The organism is Klebsiella sp. 141251, from assembly GCF_050600725.1.
Classification (GTDB): Bacteria; Pseudomonadota; Gammaproteobacteria; order Enterobacterales; family Enterobacteriaceae; genus Klebsiella; species Klebsiella aerogenes.
In genome coordinates this window covers 240,364-264,675 of record NZ_JAQIRG010000007.1, presented here as the reverse complement: position 1 = coordinate 264,675, position 24,312 = coordinate 240,364, and the positions used below count along the sequence as shown (strand labels likewise).

23 protein-coding genes are annotated in these 24,312 nt (G+C 54.7%); 17 read left to right on the top strand and 6 right to left on the bottom strand.

Features of this window, described 5'->3' with window-relative positions; all coding sequences use genetic code 11:
- Window position 1: 1 nt before the first annotated feature.
- From PGR09_RS17560 to PGR09_RS17515, 10 genes are all read left to right on the top strand, one after another.
- The gene (locus tag PGR09_RS17560) at window positions 2-796 is read left to right on the top strand and encodes a metal-dependent hydrolase (RefSeq protein WP_047046875.1); all 795 of its coding nucleotides are present in this window, start codon (window positions 2-4) and stop codon (window positions 794-796) included.
- A 296-nt stretch (window positions 797-1,092) separates the two neighbouring features.
- Complete coding sequence (gene ptsG, locus PGR09_RS17555; RefSeq protein WP_045393695.1) at window positions 1,093-2,526, top strand: PTS glucose transporter subunit IIBC; 1,434 nt, start codon at window positions 1,093-1,095, stop codon at window positions 2,524-2,526.
- A 256-nt stretch (window positions 2,527-2,782) separates the two neighbouring features.
- Complete coding sequence (gene hinT, locus PGR09_RS17550) at window positions 2,783-3,139, top strand: purine nucleoside phosphoramidase (RefSeq protein ID WP_047046872.1); 357 nt, start codon at window positions 2,783-2,785, stop codon at window positions 3,137-3,139.
- 4 nt (window positions 3,140-3,143) lie between these two features.
- The gene (locus PGR09_RS17545; RefSeq protein ID WP_045393699.1) at window positions 3,144-3,518 is read left to right on the top strand and encodes a YcfL family protein; all 375 of its coding nucleotides are present in this window, start codon (window positions 3,144-3,146) and stop codon (window positions 3,516-3,518) included.
- Window positions 3,519-3,539: 21 nt separating this feature from the next.
- Window positions 3,540-4,178 (top strand): penicillin-binding protein activator LpoB, encoded by a 639-nt coding sequence (gene lpoB, locus PGR09_RS17540; RefSeq protein ID WP_430916368.1) that lies wholly within the window; start codon window positions 3,540-3,542, stop codon window positions 4,176-4,178.
- On the top strand, window positions 4,159-4,986 hold the full coding sequence (thiK, locus tag PGR09_RS17535; RefSeq protein ID WP_047046866.1) for a thiamine kinase: 828 nt from the start codon (window positions 4,159-4,161) through the stop codon (window positions 4,984-4,986). Before lpoB ends, thiK begins: the two co-directional genes overlap by 20 nt.
- Before the next feature lie 23 nt (window positions 4,987-5,009).
- The gene (gene nagZ / locus PGR09_RS17530) at window positions 5,010-6,020 is read left to right on the top strand and encodes a beta-N-acetylhexosaminidase (RefSeq protein ID WP_161801943.1); all 1,011 of its coding nucleotides are present in this window, start codon (window positions 5,010-5,012) and stop codon (window positions 6,018-6,020) included.
- A 36-nt stretch (window positions 6,021-6,056) separates the two neighbouring features.
- On the top strand, window positions 6,057-6,599 hold the full coding sequence (gene ycfP, locus PGR09_RS17525) for an alpha/beta hydrolase YcfP (protein WP_047046860.1): 543 nt from the start codon (window positions 6,057-6,059) through the stop codon (window positions 6,597-6,599).
- A 244-nt stretch (window positions 6,600-6,843) separates the two neighbouring features.
- Window positions 6,844-8,148 carry an NAD(P)/FAD-dependent oxidoreductase gene (locus PGR09_RS17520; RefSeq protein ID WP_015367177.1) on the top strand — a complete coding sequence of 435 codons (1,305 nt, stop codon included), beginning with the start codon at window positions 6,844-6,846 and terminating at the stop codon, window positions 8,146-8,148.
- A gap of 205 nt (window positions 8,149-8,353) precedes the next feature.
- Complete coding sequence (locus PGR09_RS17515; RefSeq protein ID WP_052671546.1) at window positions 8,354-8,893, top strand: glycine zipper 2TM domain-containing protein; 540 nt, start codon at window positions 8,354-8,356, stop codon at window positions 8,891-8,893.
- A 56-nt stretch (window positions 8,894-8,949) separates the two neighbouring features.
- Here PGR09_RS17515 and PGR09_RS17510 read toward each other — a convergent pair whose 3' ends face one another.
- From PGR09_RS17510 to PGR09_RS17500, 3 genes are all read right to left on the bottom strand, one after another.
- A complete protein-coding gene (locus tag PGR09_RS17510; RefSeq protein WP_430916354.1) occupies window positions 8,950-11,139 on the bottom strand; it encodes a TonB-dependent siderophore receptor in 2,190 nt (729 codons plus the stop codon).
- 225 nt (window positions 11,140-11,364) lie between these two features.
- On the bottom strand, window positions 11,365-12,000 hold the full coding sequence (locus tag PGR09_RS17505) for a TetR/AcrR family transcriptional regulator (RefSeq protein ID WP_047066470.1): 636 nt from the start codon (window positions 11,998-12,000) through the stop codon (window positions 11,365-11,367).
- Window positions 11,997-12,116, bottom strand: coding sequence for a hypothetical protein (locus PGR09_RS17500; protein ID WP_162184065.1), 120 nt, complete (start codon window positions 12,114-12,116; stop codon window positions 11,997-11,999). The genes PGR09_RS17505 and PGR09_RS17500 overlap by 4 nt, the downstream gene beginning before the upstream one ends.
- A gap of 133 nt (window positions 12,117-12,249) precedes the next feature.
- Between PGR09_RS17500 and bhsA the strand changes: the two genes are divergently transcribed.
- A complete protein-coding gene (gene bhsA, locus PGR09_RS17495) occupies window positions 12,250-12,507 on the top strand; it encodes a multiple stress resistance protein BhsA (protein WP_045375056.1) in 258 nt (85 codons plus the stop codon).
- Between the two features lie 230 nt (window positions 12,508-12,737).
- Here bhsA and ldtC read toward each other — a convergent pair whose 3' ends face one another.
- Both ldtC and mfd read right to left on the bottom strand, forming a co-directional pair.
- A complete protein-coding gene (gene ldtC, locus PGR09_RS17490; RefSeq protein WP_430916352.1) occupies window positions 12,738-13,697 on the bottom strand; it encodes a L,D-transpeptidase LdtC in 960 nt (319 codons plus the stop codon).
- A gap of 165 nt (window positions 13,698-13,862) precedes the next feature.
- Window positions 13,863-17,309, bottom strand: a complete 3,447-nt coding sequence (gene mfd, locus PGR09_RS17485) for a transcription-repair coupling factor (protein ID WP_396279758.1) — start codon at window positions 17,307-17,309, stop codon at window positions 13,863-13,865.
- Window positions 17,310-17,647: 338 nt separating this feature from the next.
- Here mfd and lolC point away from each other — a divergent pair, with 338 nt between their 5' ends.
- From lolC to PGR09_RS17455, 6 genes are all read left to right on the top strand, one after another.
- Window positions 17,648-18,847, top strand: a complete 1,200-nt coding sequence (gene lolC / locus PGR09_RS17480; RefSeq protein WP_072251518.1) for a lipoprotein-releasing ABC transporter permease subunit LolC — start codon at window positions 17,648-17,650, stop codon at window positions 18,845-18,847.
- Window positions 18,840-19,541 carry a lipoprotein-releasing ABC transporter ATP-binding protein LolD gene (lolD, locus tag PGR09_RS17475; protein ID WP_015367168.1) on the top strand — a complete coding sequence of 234 codons (702 nt, stop codon included), beginning with the start codon at window positions 18,840-18,842 and terminating at the stop codon, window positions 19,539-19,541. Before lolC ends, lolD begins: the two co-directional genes overlap by 8 nt.
- A complete protein-coding gene (gene lolE, locus PGR09_RS17470; protein ID WP_396279757.1) occupies window positions 19,541-20,785 on the top strand; it encodes a lipoprotein-releasing ABC transporter permease subunit LolE in 1,245 nt (414 codons plus the stop codon). Before lolD ends, lolE begins: the two co-directional genes overlap by 1 nt.
- Window positions 20,786-20,890: 105 nt before the next feature.
- On the top strand, window positions 20,891-21,802 hold the full coding sequence (nagK, locus tag PGR09_RS17465; protein WP_049059665.1) for an N-acetylglucosamine kinase: 912 nt from the start codon (window positions 20,891-20,893) through the stop codon (window positions 21,800-21,802).
- A 14-nt stretch (window positions 21,803-21,816) separates the two neighbouring features.
- Window positions 21,817-22,647, top strand: a complete 831-nt coding sequence (gene cobB / locus PGR09_RS17460; protein WP_047046845.1) for a Sir2 family NAD+-dependent deacetylase — start codon at window positions 21,817-21,819, stop codon at window positions 22,645-22,647.
- A 107-nt stretch (window positions 22,648-22,754) separates the two neighbouring features.
- Window positions 22,755-23,078, top strand: coding sequence for a hypothetical protein (locus tag PGR09_RS17455; protein ID WP_047046842.1), 324 nt, complete (start codon window positions 22,755-22,757; stop codon window positions 23,076-23,078).
- Between the two features lie 72 nt (window positions 23,079-23,150).
- Here the strand turns inward: PGR09_RS17455 and PGR09_RS17450 are convergent, their stop codons facing one another.
- Window positions 23,151-24,026 (bottom strand): DUF6708 domain-containing protein, encoded by an 876-nt coding sequence (locus PGR09_RS17450; RefSeq protein ID WP_047046838.1) that lies wholly within the window; start codon window positions 24,024-24,026, stop codon window positions 23,151-23,153.
- Window positions 24,027-24,312: the final 286 nt, after the last annotated feature.

The window sequence follows — 24,312 nt, the reverse complement described above, 5'->3', positions numbered from 1 at the left end:
TATGTTTTTAGTCGATTCCCACTGCCATCTTGATGGCCTGGATTATCAAACGTTGCATAAAGACGTCGATGATGTTCTGGCGAAAGCCGCCGCGCGTGATGTCAGGTTTTTCCTGGCGGTCGCCACGACGCTGCCGGGATACCGCGGGATGCGTGAATTAATCGGCCAGCGCGATGACGTTGTCTTTTCTTGCGGCGTGCATCCCCTGAACCAGGATGAAGCGTATGACTATGAGGAGCTGCGTACGCTGGCGGCGGAAGAGGGCGTAGTGGCGATGGGGGAAACCGGGCTCGATTACTTCTATACCCCGGAAACCAAACTGCGCCAGCAGGAGTCTTTCCGTCAGCATATTCGCATTGGCCGCGAATTAAATAAACCGGTGATTGTGCATACCCGTGATGCGCGCGCCGACACGCTGGCAATTTTGCAGGAAGAAAACGTGACGGATTGCGGTGGCGTACTACACTGTTTCACAGAGGATAGAGAGACCGCGGGTAAACTGCTCGATATGGGGTTCTATATTTCGTTTTCCGGTATCGTCACGTTCCGTAATGCCGAACAGCTGCGAGATGCAGCGCGTTATGTGCCGCTCGATCGCCTGCTGGTAGAGACCGACTCGCCCTATCTGGCGCCGGTACCGCATCGCGGTAAAGAGAATCAGCCGGCGATGGTGCGTGATGTCGCCGAATACATGGCGGTCTTGAAGGGCGTGTCGCTGGAGCAACTTGCGCAACAAACCACCGAAAACTTTGCCAGCTTGTTCCACATCGACCCTGCCAGACTGCAACCTGCCTGATCTTTCTATTATTTTAAGGCTCGTAATTAATACTCAAAGCGAGTAAAGTTCACCGCCGCGACAGAGGCGGTGAACGCATTTCTGCAACATACAGATACACATTATGTAAATCAGTGTAAATTTTTATATGTTGACTGAATGAAACGTGATAGCCGTCAAACAATCTCCGCGTTAATTATTTTACTCTGTGTAATAAATAAAGGGCGCTTAGATGTCCTGTCCACGGCACGGTTCTCCCCCCGGGCCAATGCGTGAAAACGTAAAAAAGTACCAAATACTCAGGAGCACTCTCAATTATGTTTAAGAATGCATTTGCTAACCTGCAGAAGGTCGGTAAATCGCTGATGCTGCCAGTATCCGTACTGCCTATCGCAGGTATTCTGCTGGGCGTCGGTTCTGCCAACTTCAGCTGGCTGCCTGCCGTGGTTTCCCACGTCATGGCAGAAGCAGGCGGTTCAGTTTTCGCCAATATGCCGCTGATCTTCGCAATCGGTGTTGCGCTTGGCTTCACCAATAACGACGGTGTATCCGCACTGGCTGCAGTCGTAGCTTACGGCATCATGGTGAAAACCATGGCGGTAGTCGCGCCGCTGGTTCTGCATTTACCTGCTGAGGAAATCGCAGCGAAACACCTGGCTGATACCGGCGTGCTTGGCGGTATTATTTCCGGTGCGATTGCAGCCTACATGTTCAACCGCTTCTACCGTATCAAGCTGCCTGAATATCTCGGCTTCTTCGCGGGCAAGCGCTTTGTGCCGATTATCTCTGGTCTCGCCGCTATCTTCACCGGCGTGATCCTGTCCTTCATCTGGCCGCCGATCGGTTCCGCCATCCAGACCTTCTCTCAATGGGCGGCTTACCAGAACCCGGTTGTGGCGTTCGGTATCTACGGCTTCATTGAGCGCTGCCTGGTACCGTTTGGTCTGCACCATATCTGGAACGTACCTTTCCAGATGCAGATTGGTGAATACACCAACGCTGCAGGTCAGGTGTTCCACGGCGACATCCCGCGTTACATGGCCGGCGACCCGACTGCGGGTAAACTGTCTGGCGGCTTCCTGTTTAAAATGTACGGCCTGCCGGCTGCAGCTATCGCGATTTGGCACTCTGCTAAACCAGAGAACCGCGCCAAAGTCGGTGGTATCATGATCTCCGCTGCGCTGACCTCGTTCCTGACCGGTATTACCGAGCCGATCGAGTTCTCCTTCATGTTCGTTGCGCCGATCCTGTATATCATTCACGCGATTCTTGCAGGCCTGGCATTCCCGATCTGTATCCTGCTGGGTATGCGTGACGGTACTTCATTCTCTCACGGTCTGATCGACTTTATCGTTCTGTCCGGCAACAGCAGCAAGCTGTGGCTGTTCCCGATTGTCGGTATTTGCTACGCGATCGTGTACTACGTAGTCTTCCGTGTGCTGATTAAAGCGCTGGACCTGAAAACTCCGGGTCGTGAAGATGCCACTGAAGACAGCAAAGGCGCCGCTACCAGTGAAATGGCCCCAGCTCTGATTGCTGCTTTCGGCGGTAAAGAGAACATCACTAACCTCGACGCATGTATTACTCGTCTGCGCGTGAGCGTGGCTGACGTAGCGAAAGTTGATCAGGCTGGTCTGAAAAAACTGGGTGCTGCTGGCGTAGTTGTTGCAGGTTCTGGCGTTCAGGCCATTTTCGGTACCAAGTCCGATAACCTGAAAACCGAAATGGATGAATACATCCGCAACAGCTAAGACGTAGTGTGGGGAGACTAAGGCAGCCAAATGGCTGCCTTTTTTACGTCGGTATTCTGCTCATTGTTGGCAATGGCAGGAAAATGGGGAGAAATGCTTATTCCCTCAGCAGCTAAGTCTATAGTTGAATAAGAAAAACTGCATTCAGGTTGAAAGAGAGGGAGGAAGTCGCTCATACTCTTAGCTGATCCTGTGCATTCGTGTTTATCTGCAGAGGCAGGCCGGAGCACGGTATAAAACTAATAAGGAATCAGTCATGGCAGAAGAAACGATTTTCAGCAAAATCATTCGCCGGGAAATCCCGTCGGATATTGTTTATCAGGATGAGCTGGTCACCGCTTTTCGCGATATCTCTCCGCAGGCGCCGACTCATATTCTGATTATCCCGAATATCCTGATTCCGACCGTGAACGACGTTACGAGCGAGCACGAACTGGCGCTGGGCCGTATGATGACCGTCGCGGCCAGGATTGCCCGTGATGAAGGCCTGGCTGATGACGGCTATCGCCTTATCGTTAACTGCAACCGCCACGGCGGCCAGGAAGTCTACCATATTCATATGCACCTGCTGGGCGGCCGTCCGTTAGGCCCGATGCTGGCGCATAAAGGCTAAACCGATGCGCGCTGCTTATTCAGGCGTTTTGATTCTGGCGGCGCTGCTGGCCGGATGTAGTTCGCGCCCGGAAATTCCGGTTGGCGAACAGCAGACTTTGGTGATGGAATCCAGCGTTCTGGCGGCGGGTATCAGCGCCGATCCACCGTCGGTCACCGCCTCGGAAATTCAGGCCACCGCTACCTCAAGATTATTTAACGAACGGCAACAGCCCATTACTGTGCACTACCGTTTTTTCTGGTATGACGCTCATGGGCTGGAGATGCATCCGTTGGAGCCTGCGCGAAGCGTGACGGTTCCCGCCCACTCGTCCGTTGTGCTCTACGGCAGTGCAAATATTCTCGGGGCGCACAAAGCCCGCCTTTATCTTTATCTCTAAGAGGTCATCATAATGATTAAAATGTGTCGCTATGCGTTAATCACTGCACTGGCGATATTCCTGGCAGGCTGTGTGGGACAACGTAATGAACCTGCGCCAGTCGAGGAGGTCAAGCCGAAGCCGGAACAACCTGCGCAGCCGCAGCCGACGGTGCCTGCCGTGCCGACGGTGCCAACGCAGCCGGGTCCAATCGAACACGGCAGCGAGCAGCCTTCACAGCCCTCTCAGCCTGCGCCGCGCGTGCGCCACTACAACTGGGACGGCGCTGTGCAACCGATGATCGGCCAGATGCTGCAGGCGGGCGGCGTGAACGCGGGCAGTATTCTGCTGGTGGATAGCGTCAATAACCGTACCAACGGATCGCTGAACGCGTCTGAAGCGACCTCCGCGCTGCGCAATGCGCTGGCGGGCAACGGCAAGTTTACGCTGGTCTCCCCGCAGCAGCTCTCCGTAGCGAAACAACAATTAGGTCTTTCGCCGCAGGATAGTCTCGGCAGCCGCAGCAAAGCGATGGGAATTGCGCGCACCGTTGGCGCTCAGTACGTGCTGTACTCGAATGCCACCGGTAACGTCAACTCGCCGGAGCTGAAAATGCAACTGATGCTGGTGCAGTCCGGCGAGATTATCTGGTCAGGCAAAGGTGCGGTTCAGCAACAATAAGCTTACGCGCGACGAGCTCTTGTCGCGCTTTTTCCCCCGCTATTCACCTGTCGCCGCGCTGACTGAAAACGGTCTTAGCGGCGGCAGCTGTATTATCAGCGATGGCGTCCGTCGGCTGGTGCTGCGCCAGCCACACGATCCGCAGGCGCCGCTCAGCCATTTTTTACGCCAGTACCGCGCGCTTCAGCGCCTCCCCGCGACGCTGTCGCCGGCGCCGGTATTCTTTTCGCCGTGCTGGATGGTGGTGGAGTATTGCGCAGGGGAGGTGAAAAGCGCGCTGCCGGAGTGCCCTTCACTTGCCGGCTTATTGTATCATCTGCATCAACAGCCGCGTTTTGGCTGGCGTGTCGAGCTGGCGCCATTACTTGAATTGTACTGGCAGCAGTGCGATCCGGCCCGGCGTACGATTTTGTGGTTACGCTGGCAGAAACGGTTATTACGCCGGCGAGAACCACAGCCGTTGCGTTTGGCGCCTCTGCATATGGACGTCCACGCCGGCAATATCATTCACCGCGACGACGGCCTGTGCTTGATTGACTGGGAGTATGCCGGAGACGGCGATATCGCGCTTGAACTGGCAGCGGTATGGTGCGATGCCCCTACGCGTTGCCAGCTGCTTAAAGACTATTCACGGCTCGCGCAGCTTGATGAGCGACAGCTGCGGCGGCAAATACAACGCTGGCGACCGTGGGTGCTCATGCTGATGGCGGGATGGTATGAACGGCGCTGGCAGCAGAGCGGCGACCGGCAATTTATTACGCTGGCGGATGCGACATGGCGTCAGTTAGAAACAGAAAACAAAGGATAAGAGAGGTCTGTGTGGGTCCGGTAATGTTGGATGTCGAAGGTTTTGAACTGGATGCGGAAGAGCGTGAGATTCTGGCTCATCCTTTGGTTGGCGGCTTAATTTTGTTTACCCGCAACTACCACGATCCGGCGCAATTGCGTGAACTGGTACGCCAAATCCGCGCGGCCTCGCGGAATCATCTCGTGGTGGCGGTTGATCAAGAAGGCGGGCGCGTGCAGCGTTTCCGCGAAGGTTTTACTCGCCTGCCCGCCGCGCAGTCTTTTGCGGCGCTGTTGGGGATGGAAGAGGGCGGTAAGCTTGCCGTAGAAGCCGGTTGGCTGATGGCCAGTGAAATGATCGCTATGGATATTGATATCAGCTTTGCGCCGGTGCTGGATGTCGGCCATATCAGCGCCGCGATCGGCGAACGCTCCTGGCATGAAGACCCGCAAAAGGCGCTGGCGATGGCTCGCCATTTCATTGACGGTATGCATGCTGCGGGCATGAAAACCACCGGTAAACACTTCCCTGGCCACGGCGCGGTGACGGCGGATTCACACAAAGAGACGCCGATTGATCCGCGTCCGGCGGCGGAAATTCGCGCCAAAGATATGGCGGTGTTCAAAAGTCTGATCGATGAACAACGGCTGGATGCGATTATGCCGGCGCACGTGATTTATCCTGATATCGATCCGCGTCCGGCCAGTGGTTCCGAATACTGGCTGAAGACGGTGTTGCGCGGCGAGCTGGGCTTTGACGGCGTCATCTTCTCTGACGACCTGTCGATGGAAGGAGCGGCGATCATGGGTAGCTATGCTGAACGTGGGCAGGCATCGCTCGATGCCGGTTGCGATATGATCCTGGTCTGCAATAATCGTAAAGGCGCGGTGAGCGTATTGGATAACCTGTCCCCGATCAAAGCAGAGCGTGTTACAAAATTGTATCATAAAGGTTCATTTACCCGTCAGGAACTGCGAGATTCCGCGCGTTGGCAGACGGTCAACGCACAGCTGGAGGCGCTCCATGCGCGCTGGCAAGAAGCGAAGTCTGCGTAATTAACCTGAAGGGCGTTGTTGTCTGGTGAGGATACGATGATTATCTATTTACACGGTTTTGACTCTAACAGCCCCGGTAACCATGAAAAGGTGCTGCAGCTGCAGTTTATCGACCCTGACGTACGGTTGATTAGCTACAGTACGCTCCATCCAAAACATGATATGCAGCATTTGTTGAAGGAAGTCGACAAAATGCTGCAGCTCACTGCCGACGATCGGCCGCTGATATGCGGTGTCGGGTTAGGTGGCTACTGGGCGGAAAGGATTGGTTTTCTCTGTGATATTCGCCAGGCCGTGTTCAACCCGAATCTGTTCCCTCACGAGAACATGGAAGGGAAAATCGACAGGCCGGAAGAGTATCAGGATATCGCCACCAAGTGCGTGAACAACTTCCGTGAAAAAAATCGCGACCGCTGCCTGGTGGTGCTATCACGCCATGATGAGGCGCTGGATAGCCAACGCTCGGCTGACTTGCTGCATCATTATTACGAAATCATTTGGGATGAAGAACAGACGCATAAATTTAAAAGTCTTTCGCCGCACCTGCAGCGAATAAAGGCTTTTAAGACCCTCGGTTAATCCTGTTTTCACTTATTCAGCCCGCGGCGTGCAAACGCCGCGGGCTTTTTCTTGTCCATAATTGACGTTGTTCGTTTAAAAAATATGCGGTAAAACTTGATGTACATCAATTTTGGTATGACCAATGTTCCGTTCATGCTATTCTCGGTGCTGCTGAATGGTTTCATCGCTGCAACCTATTGTTAACTAAGAGCTATTTGGATAACTTTTAATTAACAATTGGTTAATAATTTTAGGGGGTCTTGTGACTACGCCATTGAAAAGAATCGTTATTGTAGGTGGTGGTGCCGGCGGACTGGAACTGGCTACTCAGTTGGGTAGAAAGCTGGGCCGCAACAAAAAAGCGAAAATTACGCTGGTGGACCGCAACCATAGCCACCTGTGGAAGCCGTTGCTGCACGAAGTGGCGACCGGTTCTCTGGATGAAGGCGTTGACGCGCTGAGCTATCTGGCGCACGCGCGCAACCACGGTTTCCAGTTCCAGCTAGGCTCGGTGGTGGATATCAATCGCGAAGGGAAAACCATTACCCTCGCGGAACTGCGTAACGAGAAAGGCGAGCTGTTGGTTGCCGAGCGTAAGCTGCCGTACGACACGCTGGTGATGGCGCTGGGCAGCACCTCCAATGACTTTAATACTCCTGGGGTGAAGGAAAACTGCATTTTCCTTGATAACCCGCACCAGGCGCGCCGTTTCCATCAGGAAATGCTTAACCTGTTCCTCAAGTATTCTGCAAACCTCGGCGCGAACGGTAAGGTCAATATCGCTATCGTCGGCGGAGGGGCCACCGGGGTTGAGCTGTCCGCTGAGCTACATAATGCGGTGAAACAGCTGCATAGCTATGGCTATAAAGGATTGACCAACGAAGCGCTGAACGTGACGCTGGTCGAAGCCGGCGAACGTATTCTTCCGGCGCTGCCGCCGCGTATTTCCGGCGCCGCGCACAATGAGCTGACCAAACTTGGCGTTCGTGTCCTGACCCAGACTATGGTGACCAGCGCAGACGTTAACGGCCTGCATACTAAAGACGGGCAGTTTATTGATGCCGACCTGATGGTGTGGGCAGCGGGCATCAAAGCGCCTGATTTTATGAAAGAGATTGGCGGCCTGGAGACCAACCGCATTAACCAACTGGTGGTTGAGCCAACGCTGCAGACCACCCGTGATCCGGATATTTACGCTATCGGCGATTGCGCCTCCTGCGCTCGTCCGGAAGGCGGCTTTGTACCTCCACGCGCCCAGGCGGCGCACCAGATGGCAACCTGCGCGCTGAATAACATTCTGGCGCAGATGAAAGGCAAAGCGCTGAAACCGTATGTCTACAAAGATCACGGTTCACTGGTGTCGCTTTCTAACTACTCCACCGTTGGCAGCCTGATGGGCAACCTGATGCGCGGCTCGATGATGGTTGAAGGGCGAATTGCGCGCTTCGTGTATATCTCGCTGTATCGCATGCATCAGATTGCGTTACACGGCTATTTCAAAACCGGCCTGATGATGCTGGTGGGGCGTATTAACCGTATTATTCGTCCGCGTCTCAAGCTGCACTAAGCGGCAAGTAATCAGGATAGCGTCATCGCGACGCTATCCTGAAAACACAGCATATCCTTCTGCCTGAATCGCAACTTTCCGTTAGGAATCCTCTGAATCCCCTTGATTTGCCGTAGGTTCCCGCATTTTTCATCCGCTTTCTGATTTGCATACCCCCTGAGCAGAACGCAGAATTGCTAGTAACAGCAATGAAGGAGGAACTCCCGTGAATAAATCAATGTTGGCGGGTATTGGGATTGGCGTTGCCGCCGCGTTGGGCGTCGCCGCCGTTGCCGGTCTCAATGTATTAGATCGTGGCCCGCAATATGCGCAAGTGGTGTCCAGTACGCCAATAAAAGAAAGCATAAAAACGCCGCGTCAGGAGTGCCGTAACGTCACCGTTACCCATCGTCGCCCGGTTCAGGATGAAAACCGTATTGCCGGTTCCGTTCTCGGCGCGGTCGCCGGCGGCGTGATTGGCCATCAGTTTGGCGGCGGTCGCGGTCGTAGCGTGGCAACCGTCGTCGGCGCGCTGGGCGGCGGCTATGCTGGTAACCAAATTCAGGGCTCGATGCAGGAAAACGACACCTATACCACCACCCAGCAGCGCTGTAAGACGGTCTACGATAAGTCGGAAAAAATGCTTGGTTATGACGTCACCTATAAAATCGGCGACCAGCAGGGCAAGATTCGCATGGACCATCAACCGGGGGCGCAAATACCTCTCGATAGCAACGGTCAGCTGATTCTGAATAACAAAGCGTAAAATAGCAGTTTTAAGCGATTAGCCCCTCAATCACTCAGGCTGAGGGGCTTTTTTTATCAGAACGTTAACGCGTAGTTCAGGCCGAAGGTCCGGCCGCGTCCTTTATATTCGTACAGTCCGGCGCTGCCATAGGTTGGACTATACAACAGCGGCGCACGCTGTCCCCAGATGGTGACGTAATCTTCGTTCAGCAAGTTTTCGATGCTAAAGGTCAGTTTACCCACCGGGAGCAGATAGCTACCGATAAAATCGACGGTGTTGTACCCATCAAGCTTATTGCCACTGGCGTCGCTTAAATCAAATACCTGCTGGCTCTGCACACGCAGCGACCACGGGTCCGGCGCCCAGCCGACCCAGGCGGTGGCTTTCGACGGCGAGGCCAGGGTGACGTCCCACTTCTGCCAACTGCCATCGGTTTTAACTTGCGATTTCAGCACGTTGAAGTTAGCGCCCAGACTCCAGTCGCTATCAGGCACGAAGTAGTCCACCGCGCCTTCCACGCCGTAAATGCGACGTTTATCCGATTGCACATCAATGGTCATGTCGCTGCGGTTAACTACGATGGTTTTGTCTGATGTCGAGTAATAAGCGGCAAGCTGCGTGCGCAGGTTGTCGCCGGTGTAGCGCCAGCCCAGTTCCCAGGAGTTAACTTTGATCCCCTGTAGCGGCGAGTCGCCGACGTTAACGCTCGAGACCAGCGGCAGATGGCCGTTGACCGCGGCGCCGTAGCTGCCGATACCGTAATATTTGCCCGGATCCGGTAGTTCGACGCCCTGAGAGAAGTTAAACCAGGTCTGCTGGCGTTCGGTAATGTGGGCGACGATCCCGGCATTAAAGAGGAAGTTATCATAATCGGTCTTACCGCCAGGAATGGCATCCGCCGACTGATATTTGCCTTTAGAGACATCCTGCTGCTGCGCGTAGCCGACAAAATCATCGACGCGGTTTTCCGTCCATTGATAGCGCACGCCGCCGCTAAGGGTGAAGATGTCGTTCAGGTCGTAACTGCTTTGCAGGAACGGCGCAAGATTGGTGATGCTGTAGCCAGGATAACGGCCGGTGGTATAGGCAGACTGATTATTCAGGCCGCCGGAAGCCATCGCCTTATCCAGGTCGAAGAACATCTGGTTGGAATTAAAGGTTTCATGGTCGGCGTCAACGCCCCAGGTCAGATCCCATCCCGTTAGCGGCTGGCTGTTGAAGGTGATCTTAGCGCCGTACTGATCGGTATCCTGCTGTGAGGCGGAAAAACTGCTGATTTTACCTTTGCTCAAGGCCGGGAAGGGGTAGAAGGTCAGCGACTCATCGCGGTAGTAAATCTGGCTGACCAGATTCTGGCCGAGGAAGTCGGCGTCGGAATATTGCAGGCTGATCAAATGACGCTCGGTGCCGGGCACGCGATCGGAGTTAAGCCCGTTAGAGGTCCAGGCTTTACTTTCGCCAAGCACCGCCGACATATCTTTGCCCAGATTCAGACCATAATCATCGCCCTGGCTTTTATAGTACTGCGTGACCAGCTGGAGCTGGCGCTGGTCATCAATTTCTATGGTTCCGGTGCCCATCACGTCGAGTCGGTCCGAATGTTGTAAGCCGGTTTGCGTATTATCGAGGATCAGCGCGTCATTGTTGGCGTCATACCAGCCGCCGAAGCGTTGATACGCCACTGATAGACGGCCGGAAGCATGATCGGTACCGCCGCTGACGGCCGCCGCCACCCGTTCATCATGATCGTTGCTATTGGCAAAGCCGGTTTTACCACCCAGCTCCAGATCCACCTGGCGTTCCTGTTGGCCCTTTTTCGTGACGATATTAATCAGACCGCCGGTACTGCCGCCGCCGTATAACGATGTGGCGCCGGAAATAACTTCAATATGTTCGATGTTAAACGGATCGATGGCATCAAGCTGGCGGCTATCGGTGCGCGATGAATTGAGGCGCACGCCGTCGATCAGTACCACGATGGCGCGTCCGCGCATGTTCATGCCGTAGTTGGTACGCCCCTGGCTGCTGACATCTATTCCGGGGATTAACTGCGCGAGGACGTCTTTAAACTCTTTACCACCCTGAACCTGTTGCTCAATTTCCTGGCCTTCAATCACCCAGGTGGTTTGCGCCATCTCGGCGACGGTACGGTGGTTACGGTTGGCGCTGACGATGATATCGTCTTCATCGGCGGCCTGCGCGGCAAAGGCAGGCAGGGCGGTGGCCAGCAGCAGGGGATTGAGCAGCCAGAGGCGCTTGTTCATTCGCATTCCTTGATATGAGTTAGTCATTACTGTTGTTATTTTTTTCAGCCACAGGCGCGGCTGTTACAGCGTGAAACATATAGAAAGACAAATGCGAATTTTGCACATATTGATTATCGTTATCAATATCATTTACAACAAATCAACATAATGAAAATATTGAGAAAAGTAAGGGTATTTAGCAGAAGGGGAAAAAACCGGCGAGCGAGGGCCGCCGGTAGGGAATTAAGGTTGCAGGATTTGCGGCCACAGGCGCAGCGTAGTGTCGCTAATTTGTTTCAGGGTGGCGAAATCAGCGCCTTCGCGCGCGCTGATTGACATTCCTTGCAGCACGCAGTTTAAAAACTGCGCCAACTGCAAGACATTGCCCTGCGCAGGGAGTTCGCCGCGCTGCTGGCGCTGCTGTAAAAATTGCGTCAACGTTTGTTCCTGCACCGCGTGCCGCGACTTAATAGTGTTGGCGATATCGGTTGAAGAGGCGGCCAGCGCCGCGGAGGTGTTAATCATAAAACAGCCTGCCGGGGTATCTTTGCTGGTAAAGCAGGTTGCGACAGCGGTGAAATAGTCGCGCAGCGCCTGATCGACGGTTTTGTGGTCATCGAATAGCAGGGCTTCATGTTTCGCGGCAAAGCGGGAGATGTAGCGATCCAGCACCGCGCGGAATAAGCCTTCTTTGTTCACGAACTCGGCGTACAGCGTCGGGGCTTTCGCGCCGGTCGCTTCGACGAGATCGGCCAGCGAAGTTGCTTCATAGCCGTGCTGCCAGAAAAGTGTCATGGCCTTGTCCAGCGCCGCGTCCCTGTCGAACACTTTAGGTCGGCCACGGCTTTTTTTTGCGCAACTTTGAACGTCAGTTGTCATGATGCCGTTGTACCTATGTTGGGTTGTTGAACGGCCATTATAAAAATAAACGTGTCATGCCGCCAGCGGCAGAAGTCCAAAAATAAATAATTCATATATGTATGAAAATTAAGCATTTTATAAATAGTTAAATGATCGTTATAAAAATGAGTTGACCTGTGACATGGATCACATTATTATTTACCTATCGATCGTTAAGTTAATTCTTACGACCCTACTATAAAAATCATCTGCATAGGTATAATAATCATGAAAAACGTCCAAAAACTGGCACTTGCTGCCGTACTGAGCTCACTCTCATTTGCAAGTTTCGCCGCTGTTGAGGTGCAATCCACCCCAGCAGGCCAACATAAAATCGGTACCGTTTCCGCATCCGCCGGCACCAATCTGGGTTCGCTCGAAGATCAGCTGGCGCAGAAAGCCGACGAAATGGGGGCGACCTCTTACCGCATTACTTCGGTAACCGGTCCTAATACCCTGCACGGTACCGCAGTTATCTATAAATAAATGTTGTAACCCCTGTCATGCCACTGACAAAACGCGTTCCTGACCCCCTTCAGCAGAACGCGTGTAGTAAGCAGTAAACGTAGTTCCCTTTGTTATGCCACTCTCGCGACGCGGTCCACACCCCTTCATGGGACCGCGCCCCGCGAAACCTCGTCAGCGAAGCTGGCGATTGCCACAAAAAAACCCGCCGTGCCTGGCGGGTTTTTTACTTTCTGCAATTCGCAAATGCATTACAAGGCTTGCTCGGCGGAAACCTGGTGGTGGGTCACATCGACCGGCATTCCGGAACGCAGCGCCATCGCGCTTTCCATTACCTGCTGATTGGTCTGCGGCGCCTGCTTAAAGTTCTTCATGCTGGCGTTCAGGACGATTGGCAGCGTTTGCGGATCGTCATTGATATGTTCGGAGAGCGGCTGGTGGACTTCCACCAGACGGGTACCGTTTGGCTCTACCGAAACTTTGATAGGTTCGTTGATGATATTCACCCTGGTGCCCGGCGTGATTTTGTTATACAGAGACTTTATATCAGCATCGCGCAGGCGGATACAGCCTGAACTGACGCGCATCCCGATGCCAAAATCGGCGTTGGTGCCGTGCAGTAGATAGACGCCGCCGTAGGCCGCAAGACGAATCGCGTGATGTCCCATCGGGTTATTCGGCCCGGCCGGAACCACTGCCGGTAAATCGATCCCCATTGCTTTATAACGCGCACGAATGTTGGCGGTTGGCGTCCAGGTCGGGTTGGCGCGCTTATCGGAAACGGTAGTGACCATCGTCGGGGTCAGGGTATCGCCGCCAAGCTGGCCGATACCGATCGGGTAAACGGTCACGCTATTCTGTCCCGGTGGATAGTAGTACAGACGCAGCTCGGCGATATTGAGCACCAGACCTTCACGGGGGACGTCAGGCAGCAGTGTCTGCAGCGGGATGGTCAGCACGCTCCCGGCGCGCGGCACATAAGGATCGACCCCGGGATTAGCCTGCAGCAGCGCGAGAAAACCAACGTTGTATTTTTTGGCAATCGCTTCCAGCGACCCGCCGTTATCCTGCACTACATGAAACTGATTCTGCCCGACCAGTCGGCTACCGCTCGGCGGTAACGGCCAGGTATTGGCGCGGGCGGGAAGGGCGAGCGTCGCCGCGAGAGCGAATGCCGTCAGCCAGGTTGAAACACGCGAGATATTTATCATTACCATAATTCCACAATAAACAAACGGTTATTTTTATAAGATAATCAATGTCAATTATGGCGCGGGAGAGTGTTGGGAAATCCAGGTGGATTGCAAAATGTTTGTAAAGTTTGCTAACTGTGACAGGTAAAGAGATGCGGTTTTGACAACCGCATCTCTTCGTTCTCAAGCGGTAGCGTTTTCTTCCAGCTGACGCATAAACTGGCGTACCCAGTCCATGCGCGTTTTACGCTCATCAAGCTCCTGGAAGAATTTGAGCCTTGTCGGCCCATCCAGTCGGTAATGCTGCGGCTGCTTCTGCAATAGACCGATAAGCCAGACCGGATTAACGTTATTTTTCTCGTTAAACTCGATCACGCCGCCTTTTTCATTGCACTCCAGCTTGCGGATCCCCAGCTTTTGCGCCTGCTGGCGTAGGCGCGTGATATCCAGCAAATTACGCGCCGCATCCGGCAATGTACCAAAGCGATCGATCAGCTCGACTTTGATCTCATCGAGATCGTGTTCGTTTTTGGTGCTGGCAATACGCTTATAGAACGACAGACGGGTGTTAACGTCGGGAATAAAGTCATCCGGCAGCAGCGCCGGCATGCGCAGCTCCACTTCCGTCTGCTGGCTGGTGAGATCTTCCAGCGACGGCTCGCGACCCTCTTTCAGGGCATCAACGGCGTTCTCCAGCAGTTCCATATACAGCGAGAAGCCGATGGTTTCCATCTGTCCGCTCTGACCTTCTCCCAGCAGTTCGCCGGCGCCGCGAATTTCAAGATCGTGGGTCGCGAGGGCAAAACCGGCGCCGAGGTCTTCCAGCGAAGCGATAGCTTCCAGGCGTTTCTGCGCGTCGGTAGTCATCGCTTTTGGATGTGGGGTGAGCAGCCAGGCGTAGGCCTGATGGTGCGAACGACCCACGCGGCCGCGCAGCTGGTGCAGCTGGGCAAGGCCGAAGTGATCGGCGCGCTCAATGATGATGGTATTGGCGGTCGGGATATCGATGCCGGTTTCAATGATTGTCGTACAGACCAGCACGTTAAAACGCTGGTGATGGAAATCATTCATCACCCGTTCCAGTTCGCGTTCGCGCATCTGGCCGTGACCGATGGCAATTCGCGCCTCCGGTACCAGTTCAGCCAGACGATCCGCCGCTTTCTGAATATTTTCAACATCGTTATACAGATAGTAAACCTGACCGCCGCGCAGGACTTCACGCAGGATCGCCTCGCGAACCACCAGCGCGTCATATTCGCGGACAAAGGTTTTTACCGCCAGACGGCGAGCTGGCGGGGTGGCGATAATGGACAGATCGCGCATTCCGCTCATCGCCATATTCAGCGTACGCGGAATAGGCGTGGCGGTCAGCGTCAGGATATCGACGTCCGCGCGCATCGCCTTGATGCGTTCTTTATGACGCACCCCGAAGCGGTGTTCTTCATCGACGATAAGCAGACCCAGGTCGCGCAGCTTGACTTCATTTTGCAGCAGCTTATGGGTACCGATCAGAATATCGATTTTACCTTCTGCCGCCTGTTCAAGTATCTGCGCCTGCTCTTTGGCGCTGCGGAAACGGGATAGCATCTCAATACGTACCGGCCAGTTGGCGAAGCGGTCGCGGAAGTTATCGTAGTGCTGCTGGGCGAGCAGGGTGGTAGGCACCAGCACGGCCACCTGTTTGTGGTTTTCGACGGCGAGGAAGGCGGCGCGCATCGCCACTTCGGTTTTCCCGAAGCCAACGTCGCCGCAGACCAGGCGGTCCATTGCCAGCGGCTGGCACATATCGCTGAGAACGGCGTTAATTGCCTGCGCCTGATCCGGCGTGGTTTCGAACGGGAAACCGTCGCAGAATAATTGATACTGCTCGCGGTCATGCTTAAAGGCGAAGCCTTCTTTGGCCGCGCGCTGGGCGTAGATATCCAGCAGTTCGGCGGCCACGTCGCGCACTTTCTCCGCCGCTTTTTGCCTTGCCCGCGCCCAGGCGTCGCCGCCCAGTTTGTGTAGAGGCGCATTTTCTTCCGCGCCGCCGGCGTAGCGGCTAATCAAATGCAGTGACGATACCGGGACGTACAGTTTGGCGTCGTTGGCGTAGGTCAGCATCAGATATTCGCCTTTGATGCCCCCGGCTTCGAGGGTGGTCATCCCTGCATAACGACCCACCCCGTGTTCAAGATGCACCACCGGCTGTCCGATATGCAGTTCCGCCAGGTTGCGAATGAGCGTGTCGGGGTTAATGGTACGGCGGGAATCCTGACGGCGGCGGGCGACGCGTTCGCCCAGCAGATCGCTTTCGCAAATCAGCGCCAGATTTGCCTGGCTGTCGATAAATCCGTGCTCGGCGGCGCCAATCATCAGGAAGCGGCCATTTCCGCTGGCTTCCTGCAGGCGCAATATATGTTTTGGCGCAACTTTGATGCGTGCCAGCATTTCGCTCAGCGCCTCGCGGCGGCCTTCGCTTTCCACTGAGAAAATCACCGGGCCGCTGAAGGATTCAAGGAAGCGACGCAGGTTGTCCAGCGGCGCTTTATTTTGCGCCTGAATCGCCAGCTCGGGCAGAGGTTGATAGCCGAGGTTAGTATGAGCGGCTTTCTCCGCCAGACGTTCAGTTTTTAACTGGACCCGCGGCCATTTTTTCAGCTCGCTAAAAAGCTCGTCGCTGCGCAGCCACAGCTGCTCCGGCGGTAGCAGCGGGCGCATCGGATCGACGCCGCGGTTTTCAAAGCGGGCGCGGGTCTCATTCTGGAAACGCTCGGCGCTGTGCTCCAGATCGCCGGTATTCACAATCAGCGTACTGGGCGGGAAATAGCTAAACAGCGGCGGCAGCGGCTCGTTGAAGAACAGCGGTTGCCAGTATTCGATCCCGGCGGGCAGGGTACCTTTGCTCACCTGCTGGTAGATATGTTCCGGGTCGCGCTTCACGTCAAAGCGATCGCGCCACTGGCTGCGGAACAGTTCGATCGCCGCCTGGTCGGTCGGGAACTCATGCGCCGGCAGCAGATTGATGGCCTCGACTTCTTCCAGAGTACGCTGGCTATCAACATCGAATAACCGCAGGCTGTCAATTTCGTCATCAAAGAAATCGAGGCGATAGGGCTGCTCGCTGCCCATCGGGAAGAGATCGAGCAGGGCGCCGCGGGTCGCGTATTCGCCGTGTTCCATTACCTGATCGACATGGCGGTAACCGGCGCTGTCCAACTGCGTGCGTAGCGCATCGCGCGACAGACGCTGCCCTTTTTTCATTACCAGCGCGTGACCGTGCAGATAATTATGCGGGCAGACCTTCTGCATCAGAGTGCTTACGGGAACGATAAGCACTCCGCGCTGCATGGTCGGCAACTGATATAAAGTCGCAAGGCGCGAAGAGATAATATCCTGATGTGGCGAAAAGCTATCGTAGGGCAGGGTTTCCCAGTCAGCGAGGCCGATCACCATGCTATCGGTAAATTGCCTGATTTCATCATTCAAACGCAGGGCGTTTTGCATGTCGGGCGCAACCAGCACCACCGGGCCATGATGGCGTTCGGCCATTTCGGCTACCAGCGTGGCGCAGGCGGCGCCGGTGAGTTCGCCAAGCTGGCGCTGATCGCCGGCTTTGACCGGCAGAGTATAGCGATATTGTTCAGGCATAACGGTTGTCAGGATCCCTTAGCGCCTATCCCATCAGGCGATTGTTTGTACTGTTTGGCCGCAGTCGGCCAACTCGCTCTACGATGTAGGGGCAAATTGCTGATATTCAATGTCTCTGATTATCCGCAATTGGTCTGATTTCGCCAACCCGATTGGCCTCCTGCGCCATGTTTTCTACAGCGCAAGGCGATTGATAAATATATACACTCTAAATTAACCCTCTGATTTAAAACTATTACTTTGTTATTTTGGCGAAAAAATCTACCGTATCAGCGATTTACGCGTTGGGCTATGCCATATATACTCGAACATCGGCTATCAGCAACCAGATGGATTACATGTACCAACCTGCCGCACTATTTATCGGCCTTCGCTACATGCGCGGGCGCGCAGCCGACCGCTTCGGCCGTTTCGTCTCCTGGCTTTCGACCATCGGCATTACGCTTGGCGTGATGGCGCTGGTGACCGTCCTGTCGGTGATGAACGGTTTTGAGCGTGAGCTGCAAAACAACATCCTGGGGCTGATGCCGCAGGCTATCATTAGCGCCCAGCAGGGCTCTATCAACCCGCAAAAAATGCCGGAAAGCGCCGTTAAGCTGCAGGGCGTGACGCGCGTCGCGCCGCTCACCACCGGTGATGTGGTGCTGCAAAGCGCCCGCAGCGTCGCCGTCGGCGTGATGCTGGGTATCGACCCGGCGCAAAAAGATCCGCTGACGCCTTACCTGGTGAACGTGAAACAAAGCGATCTGCAGGCCGGCAAATATAACGTCATTCTCGGTGAACAGCTGGCCGGCCAGTTGGGGGTTAACCGTGGCGATCAAATTCGCGTGATGGTGCCTTCCGCCAGCCAGTTTACGCCGATGGGCCGTGTCCCGAGCCAGCGTTTGTTTAACGTCATCGGCACCTTTGCCGCTAACAGCGAAGTCGATGGCTATCAAATGCTGACCAACATTGATGACGCCTCCCGCCTGATGCGCTATCCGCTGGGCAATATTACCGGCTGGCGTCTGTGGCTCAGCCAACCGCTGCAGGTTGATACGCTCAGTCAACAGAAGCTGCCCGACGGCACCAAATGGCAGGACTGGCGCGAGCGCAAAGGCGAGTTGTTCCAGGCTGTGCGAATGGAGAAAAATATGATGGGGCTGCTGCTGAGCCTGATCGTCGCCGTCGCCGCTTTCAACATCATTACCTCTCTTGGCATGATGGTGATGGAGAAGCAGGGCGAGGTGGCTATTCTGCAGACCCAGGGGCTGACGCCGCGGCAGATCATGGCCGTCTTTATGGTACAGGGCGCCAGCGCTGGTATTGTCGGCGCGCTGCTTGGCGCGCTGCTCGGCGTGCTGTTGGCCAGCCAGCTGAATAATTTGATGCCGATTATCGGCGCGTTTTTGGACGGCGCGGCCCTGCCGGTGGCGATTGAGCCGCTGCAGGTGATTATTATCGCTCTGGTGGCGATGGCGCTGGCCCTGTTGTCTACGTTGTATCCTTCCTGGCGCGCTGCCGCCACCCAACCCGCTGAGGCTTTACGTTATGAATAAGATCCTGCTGCAATGCGACAACCTGTGCAAACGCTATCAGGAAGGCAACGTGCAAACCGATGTGCTGCACGATGTCAGCTTCAGCATTCAAGAGGGTGAAATGATGGCGATTGTCGGCTCTTCAGGTTCCGGCAAAAGTACGCTACTGCACCTGCTTGGCGGGCTGGATACGCCGACCTCCGGCGATGTTATTTTTTCCGGTCAGCCGATGAGCTCGCTTTCTGCGGCGGCTCGCGCCGATCTGCGTAATCGCGAACTCGGGTTTATCTATCAGTTCCACCACCTGCTGCCGGACTTTACCGCGCTGGAAAACGTGGCGATGCCGCTGCTGATTGGCAAGAAAAAAGCGGCGGATATTGAACGCCAGGCGAAAGCGATGCTGCAGGCGGTGGGCCTGGAACACCGTAGCCACCATCGTCCGTCTGAGCTTTCCGGCGGAGAGCGCCAGCGCGTGGCGATTGCTCGGGCGCTGGTGAACAAACCGCGGCTGGTACTGGCTGATGAACCGACCGGCAACCTCGACGCCCGCAACGCCGACAGCATTTTTGAGCTGCTGGGCGAGCTCAACGTGGCGCAGCGTACCGCTTTCCTGGTGGTGACTCATGACCTGCAGCTGGCGAAACGGATGAACCGCCAGCTGGAGATGCGCGATGGCCGCCTGACGGCCGACCTGACCCTGATGGGGGCCCAGTAATGGCTTCACCGTTATCGTTACTGATTGCGCTGCGTTTTAGCCGCGGCAGACGCCGCGGCGGTATGGTCTCGCTGATTTCCGTCATCTCTACTATCGGCATCGCATTAGGCGTGGCGGTACTGATCGTCGGCCTGAGCGCGATGAACGGTTTTGAGCGCGAGCTCAACAATCGCATTCTGGCGGTGGTGCCGCACGGCGAAATCGAGCCGGTTAACCAGCCGTGGAATAACTGGAACGAGGCGCTGTCGAAGGTTGAAAAAGTGAAAGGCATCGTCGCCGCTGCGCCCTATATCAACTTTACCGGGCTGGTGGAGAGCGGCAGCAATATGCGCGCTATTCAGGTCAAGGGTGTCGATCCGCAGCAGGAGAGCCGCCTGAGTTCGCTACCAAACTTTGTGCAGAACAACGCCTGGGCCAACTTTAAGGCCGGCGAGCAGCAGGTGATTCTGGGCAAAGGCGTCGCCGATGCGCTGCATGTGAAGCAGGGCGATTGGGTGTCGATCATGATCCCCAATTCAGATTCCGAGCACCAGCTGTTGCAGCCGAAACGCGTCAGGCTACATGTGACCGGGATTCTGCAACTGAGCGGCCAACTGGACCATAGCTTCGCGATGATCCCGATGGCGGACGCCCAGCAGTATCTGGATATGGGCAGCAGCGTGACCGGCATCGCCATTAAAGTCACCGACGTCTTCCACGCCAATACGCTGGTACGCGACGCCGGCGAGGTGACCAACAGCTACGTCTATATCAAGAGCTGGATCGGCACCTACGGCTATATGTACCGTGATATTCAGATGATTCGCGCCATTATGTATCTCGCCATGGTACTGGTTATCGGCGTCGCCTGTTTTAACATCGTCTCGACGCTGGTGATGGCGGTAAAAGATAAAAGCGGCGATATTGCGGTGCTGCGCACGCTTGGCGCGAAAGACGGCTTAATCCGCGCGATTTTCGTATGGTATGGTTTATTGGCCGGTTCGGTCGGGAGCCTGATCGGGGTGGTTATCGGCGTGGTAGCCGCGCTGAAGCTGACATCGATTATCAACGGTATCGAAACGTTGATCGGGCATAAATTCCTTTCCGGCGACATCTATTTTATTGACTTCCTGCCGTCTGAATTGCACTGGCTGGACGTCGTTTATGTGCTGGTGACAGCACTGTTGCTGAGTTTGCTGGCCAGCTGGTATCCCGCCCGCCGCGCCAGTCGTATTGACCCGGCGAGGGTGCTGAGTGGCCAGTAATTTATCGTCGTGGCCCGTCAAACGCCGCATCCCTTAGGCCAGTGCTGTGAAAGCAGATACAGCCCAAAGGATGAGGGGTTGGGGCCAATAAGAGGAATGGCTGAAATGTACTACGGATTTGACATTGGCGGCAGCAAGATAGCGTTGGGCGTATTTGATAACGCCCGACAACTGCAGTGGGAAAAACGCGTCCCCACCCCGACGGAAAGCTATGAGGCTTTCCTGCAGGCGATTGAAGCGCTGGTTCGCGAAGCCGATCGGCGCTTTGGCGTGGAGGGCGCGGTCGGTATCGGTATCCCCGGTATGCCGGAAACCGCGGACGGCAAGCTGTATGCCGCTAACGTTCCCGCCGCCAGCGGCCAACCGCTGCGCGTTGATCTCAGCGCACGCCTGGGGCGTGAAGTTCGTCTTGATAATGACGCCAACTGCTTTGCGTTATCTGAAGCGTGGGATGATGAATTTACCCAATATCCGCTGGTGATGGGGTTAATCCTCGGCACCGGCGTCGGCGGCGGGATCGTGCTTAACGGCAAATCGATAACCGGTCACAGCTACATCACCGGCGAGTTCGGCCATATTCGTCTGCCGGTGGACGCCCTGGAAGTAGTGGGGCGCGATTTTCCGCTAACCCGCTGCGGCTGCGGCCAGCTCGGCTGCATCGAGAACTATCTTTCCGGCCGCGGATTCGCCTGGCTTTATCAGCATTTTTATCATCAATCCTTAACTTCTCCAGAGATCGTCGATCTGTGGCAGCAGGGTGATGCGCAGGCGCGGGAGCACGTCGAACGTTACCTCGATCTACTGGCCGTTTGTCTGGGCAATATCCTCACCATTGTCGATCCGGATCTGCTGGTGTTAGGTGGCGGATTATCTAATTTTACTGCTATAACCGAAGGGCTGGCGCAGCGCCTGCCGCGTCATTTGCTTCCGGTCGCCCGGGTGCCGCGCATTGAGCGCGCGCGTCACGGCGACGCCGGAGGTATGCGCGGTGCGGCCTTCCTTCATTTGACTCATTAATTACAGGGGTAGCTATGCTGTCGCGCCGCTTACATCGCTTAAGCCGTTTCCGCCGTAAAAAACGCCAGTTGCGCGATCGCTTACGGCAACGTGTCTTCTTCGGCGAAGACAAAACGCCGCCGCAGGCAATAGACAAACCGCGGGTGGTGGTGTTAACCGGCGCCGGTATTTCGGCGGAGTCGGGGATTAAAACCTTCCGCGCCGCCGATGGCCTGTGGGAAGAGCACCGGGTGGAAGATGTGGCGACGCCGGAAGGTTTTGCCCGTGACCCGGCGCTGGTGCAGGCGTTTTATAACGCCCGCCGCCGCCAGTTGCAGAGCGCGGAAATCGCGCCCAATGCCGCGCATCTGGCGCTGGCGAGGCTGGAAGAGGCGCTGGGCGATCGTTTTCTGCTGGTGACGCAGAACATCGATAATCTGCACGAGCGCGCGGGTAACCGCCGGGTTATCCATATGCACGGCGAGTTACTGAAAGTACGCTGCTCGTGGAGCGGACAGGTGCTGGAGTGGACCGGCGACGTGACGGCGGATGACAAATGCCACTGCTGCCAGTTCCCGGCGGCGCTGCGCCCGCACGTGGTATGGTTCGGCGAGATGCCGCTGGGCATGGATGAGATCTACAGCGGGCTGGCCGAGGCCGATATCTTTATCGCGATTGGGACTTCCGGGCACGTCTACCCGGCCGCGGGTTTTGTCCATGAAGCTCGTCTGCACGGCGCGCATACCGTCGAGCTTAACCTCGAACCCAGCCAGGTCGGCAGCGAATTCGCTGAGAAACATTACGGGCTGGCAAGCGAAGTGGTGCCCGAGTTCATTGATAAGCTGCTGCAGGAAAACAGATTATAGAAGGAACGTAGTGTAAAAGCGTGCAGAGGCGTTAGTTTAACCACTTCGCCTTGGTACGCTCTTTTTTTTTCGCCATATGGAATGGCTGATGATGACAGGAGTCAAAAATGAACAATCCGCTAGTTGTCGAGACGAGTATGCTGATCGCGGCCGTTGCCGTTGGTGTTATTAGCCAAAATGGCTTGTCCAAACAATCTGATGCAAGAAATATTCTCTTTCTCGTCTGTCTTTTAGTCGGCGTGGCTAGCGCCTTGAGCCTATTATTTGATGGCCTTCTTCTGCTTTTTACTGGCGATTTAGCTACAGGCGGCATGCGAATTATAGGGCCATTCGTGTTACTTATTATTCTGTGGAAACCCGTCAACGTCCTGGTGGGAAAAATCGATGATTTTTTGCAGCGCAAAGAAGCCAACAGCAAGCGCGACCATTAAAACTGGAATGGGAAACACATGAGCGGTCGGAGGCACCCGACCGTCATGAGCGCTTAAGGACACGACTTGCGTTTAACTTTCTGAGGTTGATTCAGCTTGTGCGGAATGAGACCAGACCGTATCCGGAAGTCTTCGCATAATCCAGTACAGCGCCAGAGCGTCTGCTAAAATGAGCGGAACGATGAAAAATGATATCACCCAGAATAATGGGTTGCAGATGGGAAAAATGGTGGTCCAGCGATCGCTCTCATCGGCGCGTGACAACATTCTATTGCTCAGCGTAGTTACGCAATATTTAAAGGAGTAGCGGTGTGTTGGCAAGATATAAACGGGAGAATTAATACCGCGCATATAGTCGTTACACCATTGCCAGGATATGGCATAGTTTAGAATCGTATCTTCAAGGTTAATGGAATAGCGAGAGGCGTTATAAAACAAAGGTATATTATCATCGCTGATGACAACTTTGACCCTTGGGCTAGCTGGTGGGCTGATATGCCAGGTATACCAGGTTCGTGAACTTGCAGAACCGGAACCGTTTCTAAAACTGGGGTGAATAACCTCATGCCAGTTGAAAACTAACGTTTCGACGGGCCATTGAGAAAAAATATTATAGTTGATGCAATGCTTCTGGACATAAATTTTCTGCTCCTGGCGATTTAGTCGAACCATCAACGATTTTGGCTTGATGATGAATAGTCTTACTGCATGTATGCCGCTATATAATAATAAGAGAAGTATAGGCACAAGAAATATAAGCTCCTGGAGATAACCGATCAACGGAGTGAGAATAAACAGGGCTGTCAGAGAAACCAGTACCATAGTAAAAGGCAGCGTGATGCCTAACCATTCACTTCGTGGTATATTCCTGCTGATATCACAGTAAATATCATTAACTTCAGTAACACCGAAGAGTGGTGGGGCTTTAGTTTTTGCGCGGGCCATCATTCCATTTCCTTATGGGGAACCTACGGTGAATCTTTTAAATATTGCTAACGGGTTGTATTGGGGATGTTAAGTAATTCAGGGTATCTCTTTCGTGATTAGCCTCTTTTATTTACCCCAGACGAGACCGGCAGCAAAGCGGCAGTATCGATGCAAAACATCGACGACGGCGAGACAGCTGCAAAACATATAATTATTGAATAAATTCGGATAAAGTGAATAACCCGCAGCGCTTAATTAACGCATGCATTTAAGCAGATATTGACAGTGAATATATTATTTTTTATAT

Excerpts from the sequence above, each read along its gene's own strand:
- ldtC (WP_430916352.1), bottom strand. The coding sequence starts at position 13,697 with ATGATAAATATCTCGCGTGTTTCAACCTGGCTGACGGCATTCGCTCTC.
- PGR09_RS17560 (WP_047046875.1), top strand. The coding sequence starts at position 2 with ATGTTTTTAGTCGATTCCCACTGCCATCTTGATGGCCTGGATTATCAA.
- lolE (WP_396279757.1), top strand. The coding sequence starts at position 19,541 with ATGGCTTCACCGTTATCGTTACTGATTGCGCTGCGTTTTAGCCGCGGC.
- PGR09_RS17510 (WP_430916354.1), bottom strand. The coding sequence starts at position 11,139 with ATGAACAAGCGCCTCTGGCTGCTCAATCCCCTGCTGCTGGCCACCGCC.
- PGR09_RS17450 (WP_047046838.1), bottom strand. The coding sequence starts at position 24,026 with ATGATGGCCCGCGCAAAAACTAAAGCCCCACCACTCTTCGGTGTTACT.
- ptsG (WP_045393695.1), top strand. The coding sequence starts at position 1,093 with ATGTTTAAGAATGCATTTGCTAACCTGCAGAAGGTCGGTAAATCGCTG.
- ycfP (WP_047046860.1), top strand. The coding sequence starts at position 6,057 with ATGATTATCTATTTACACGGTTTTGACTCTAACAGCCCCGGTAACCAT.
- PGR09_RS17500 (WP_162184065.1), bottom strand. The coding sequence starts at position 12,116 with ATGCTTAATTTTCATACATATATGAATTATTTATTTTTGGACTTCTGC.
- hinT (WP_047046872.1), top strand. The coding sequence starts at position 2,783 with ATGGCAGAAGAAACGATTTTCAGCAAAATCATTCGCCGGGAAATCCCG.
- lpoB (WP_430916368.1), top strand. The coding sequence starts at position 3,540 with ATGTGTCGCTATGCGTTAATCACTGCACTGGCGATATTCCTGGCAGGC.
- bhsA (WP_045375056.1), top strand. The coding sequence starts at position 12,250 with ATGAAAAACGTCCAAAAACTGGCACTTGCTGCCGTACTGAGCTCACTC.
- PGR09_RS17545 (WP_045393699.1), top strand. The coding sequence starts at position 3,144 with ATGCGCGCTGCTTATTCAGGCGTTTTGATTCTGGCGGCGCTGCTGGCC.
- PGR09_RS17455 (WP_047046842.1), top strand. The coding sequence starts at position 22,755 with ATGAACAATCCGCTAGTTGTCGAGACGAGTATGCTGATCGCGGCCGTT.
- PGR09_RS17505 (WP_047066470.1), bottom strand. The coding sequence starts at position 12,000 with ATGACAACTGACGTTCAAAGTTGCGCAAAAAAAAGCCGTGGCCGACCT.
- lolC (WP_072251518.1), top strand. The coding sequence starts at position 17,648 with ATGTACCAACCTGCCGCACTATTTATCGGCCTTCGCTACATGCGCGGG.
- lolD (WP_015367168.1), top strand. The coding sequence starts at position 18,840 with ATGAATAAGATCCTGCTGCAATGCGACAACCTGTGCAAACGCTATCAG.
- nagK (WP_049059665.1), top strand. The coding sequence starts at position 20,891 with ATGTACTACGGATTTGACATTGGCGGCAGCAAGATAGCGTTGGGCGTA.
- nagZ (WP_161801943.1), top strand. The coding sequence starts at position 5,010 with ATGTTGGATGTCGAAGGTTTTGAACTGGATGCGGAAGAGCGTGAGATT.
- cobB (WP_047046845.1), top strand. The coding sequence starts at position 21,817 with ATGCTGTCGCGCCGCTTACATCGCTTAAGCCGTTTCCGCCGTAAAAAA.
- mfd (WP_396279758.1), bottom strand. The coding sequence starts at position 17,309 with ATGCCTGAACAATATCGCTATACTCTGCCGGTCAAAGCCGGCGATCAG.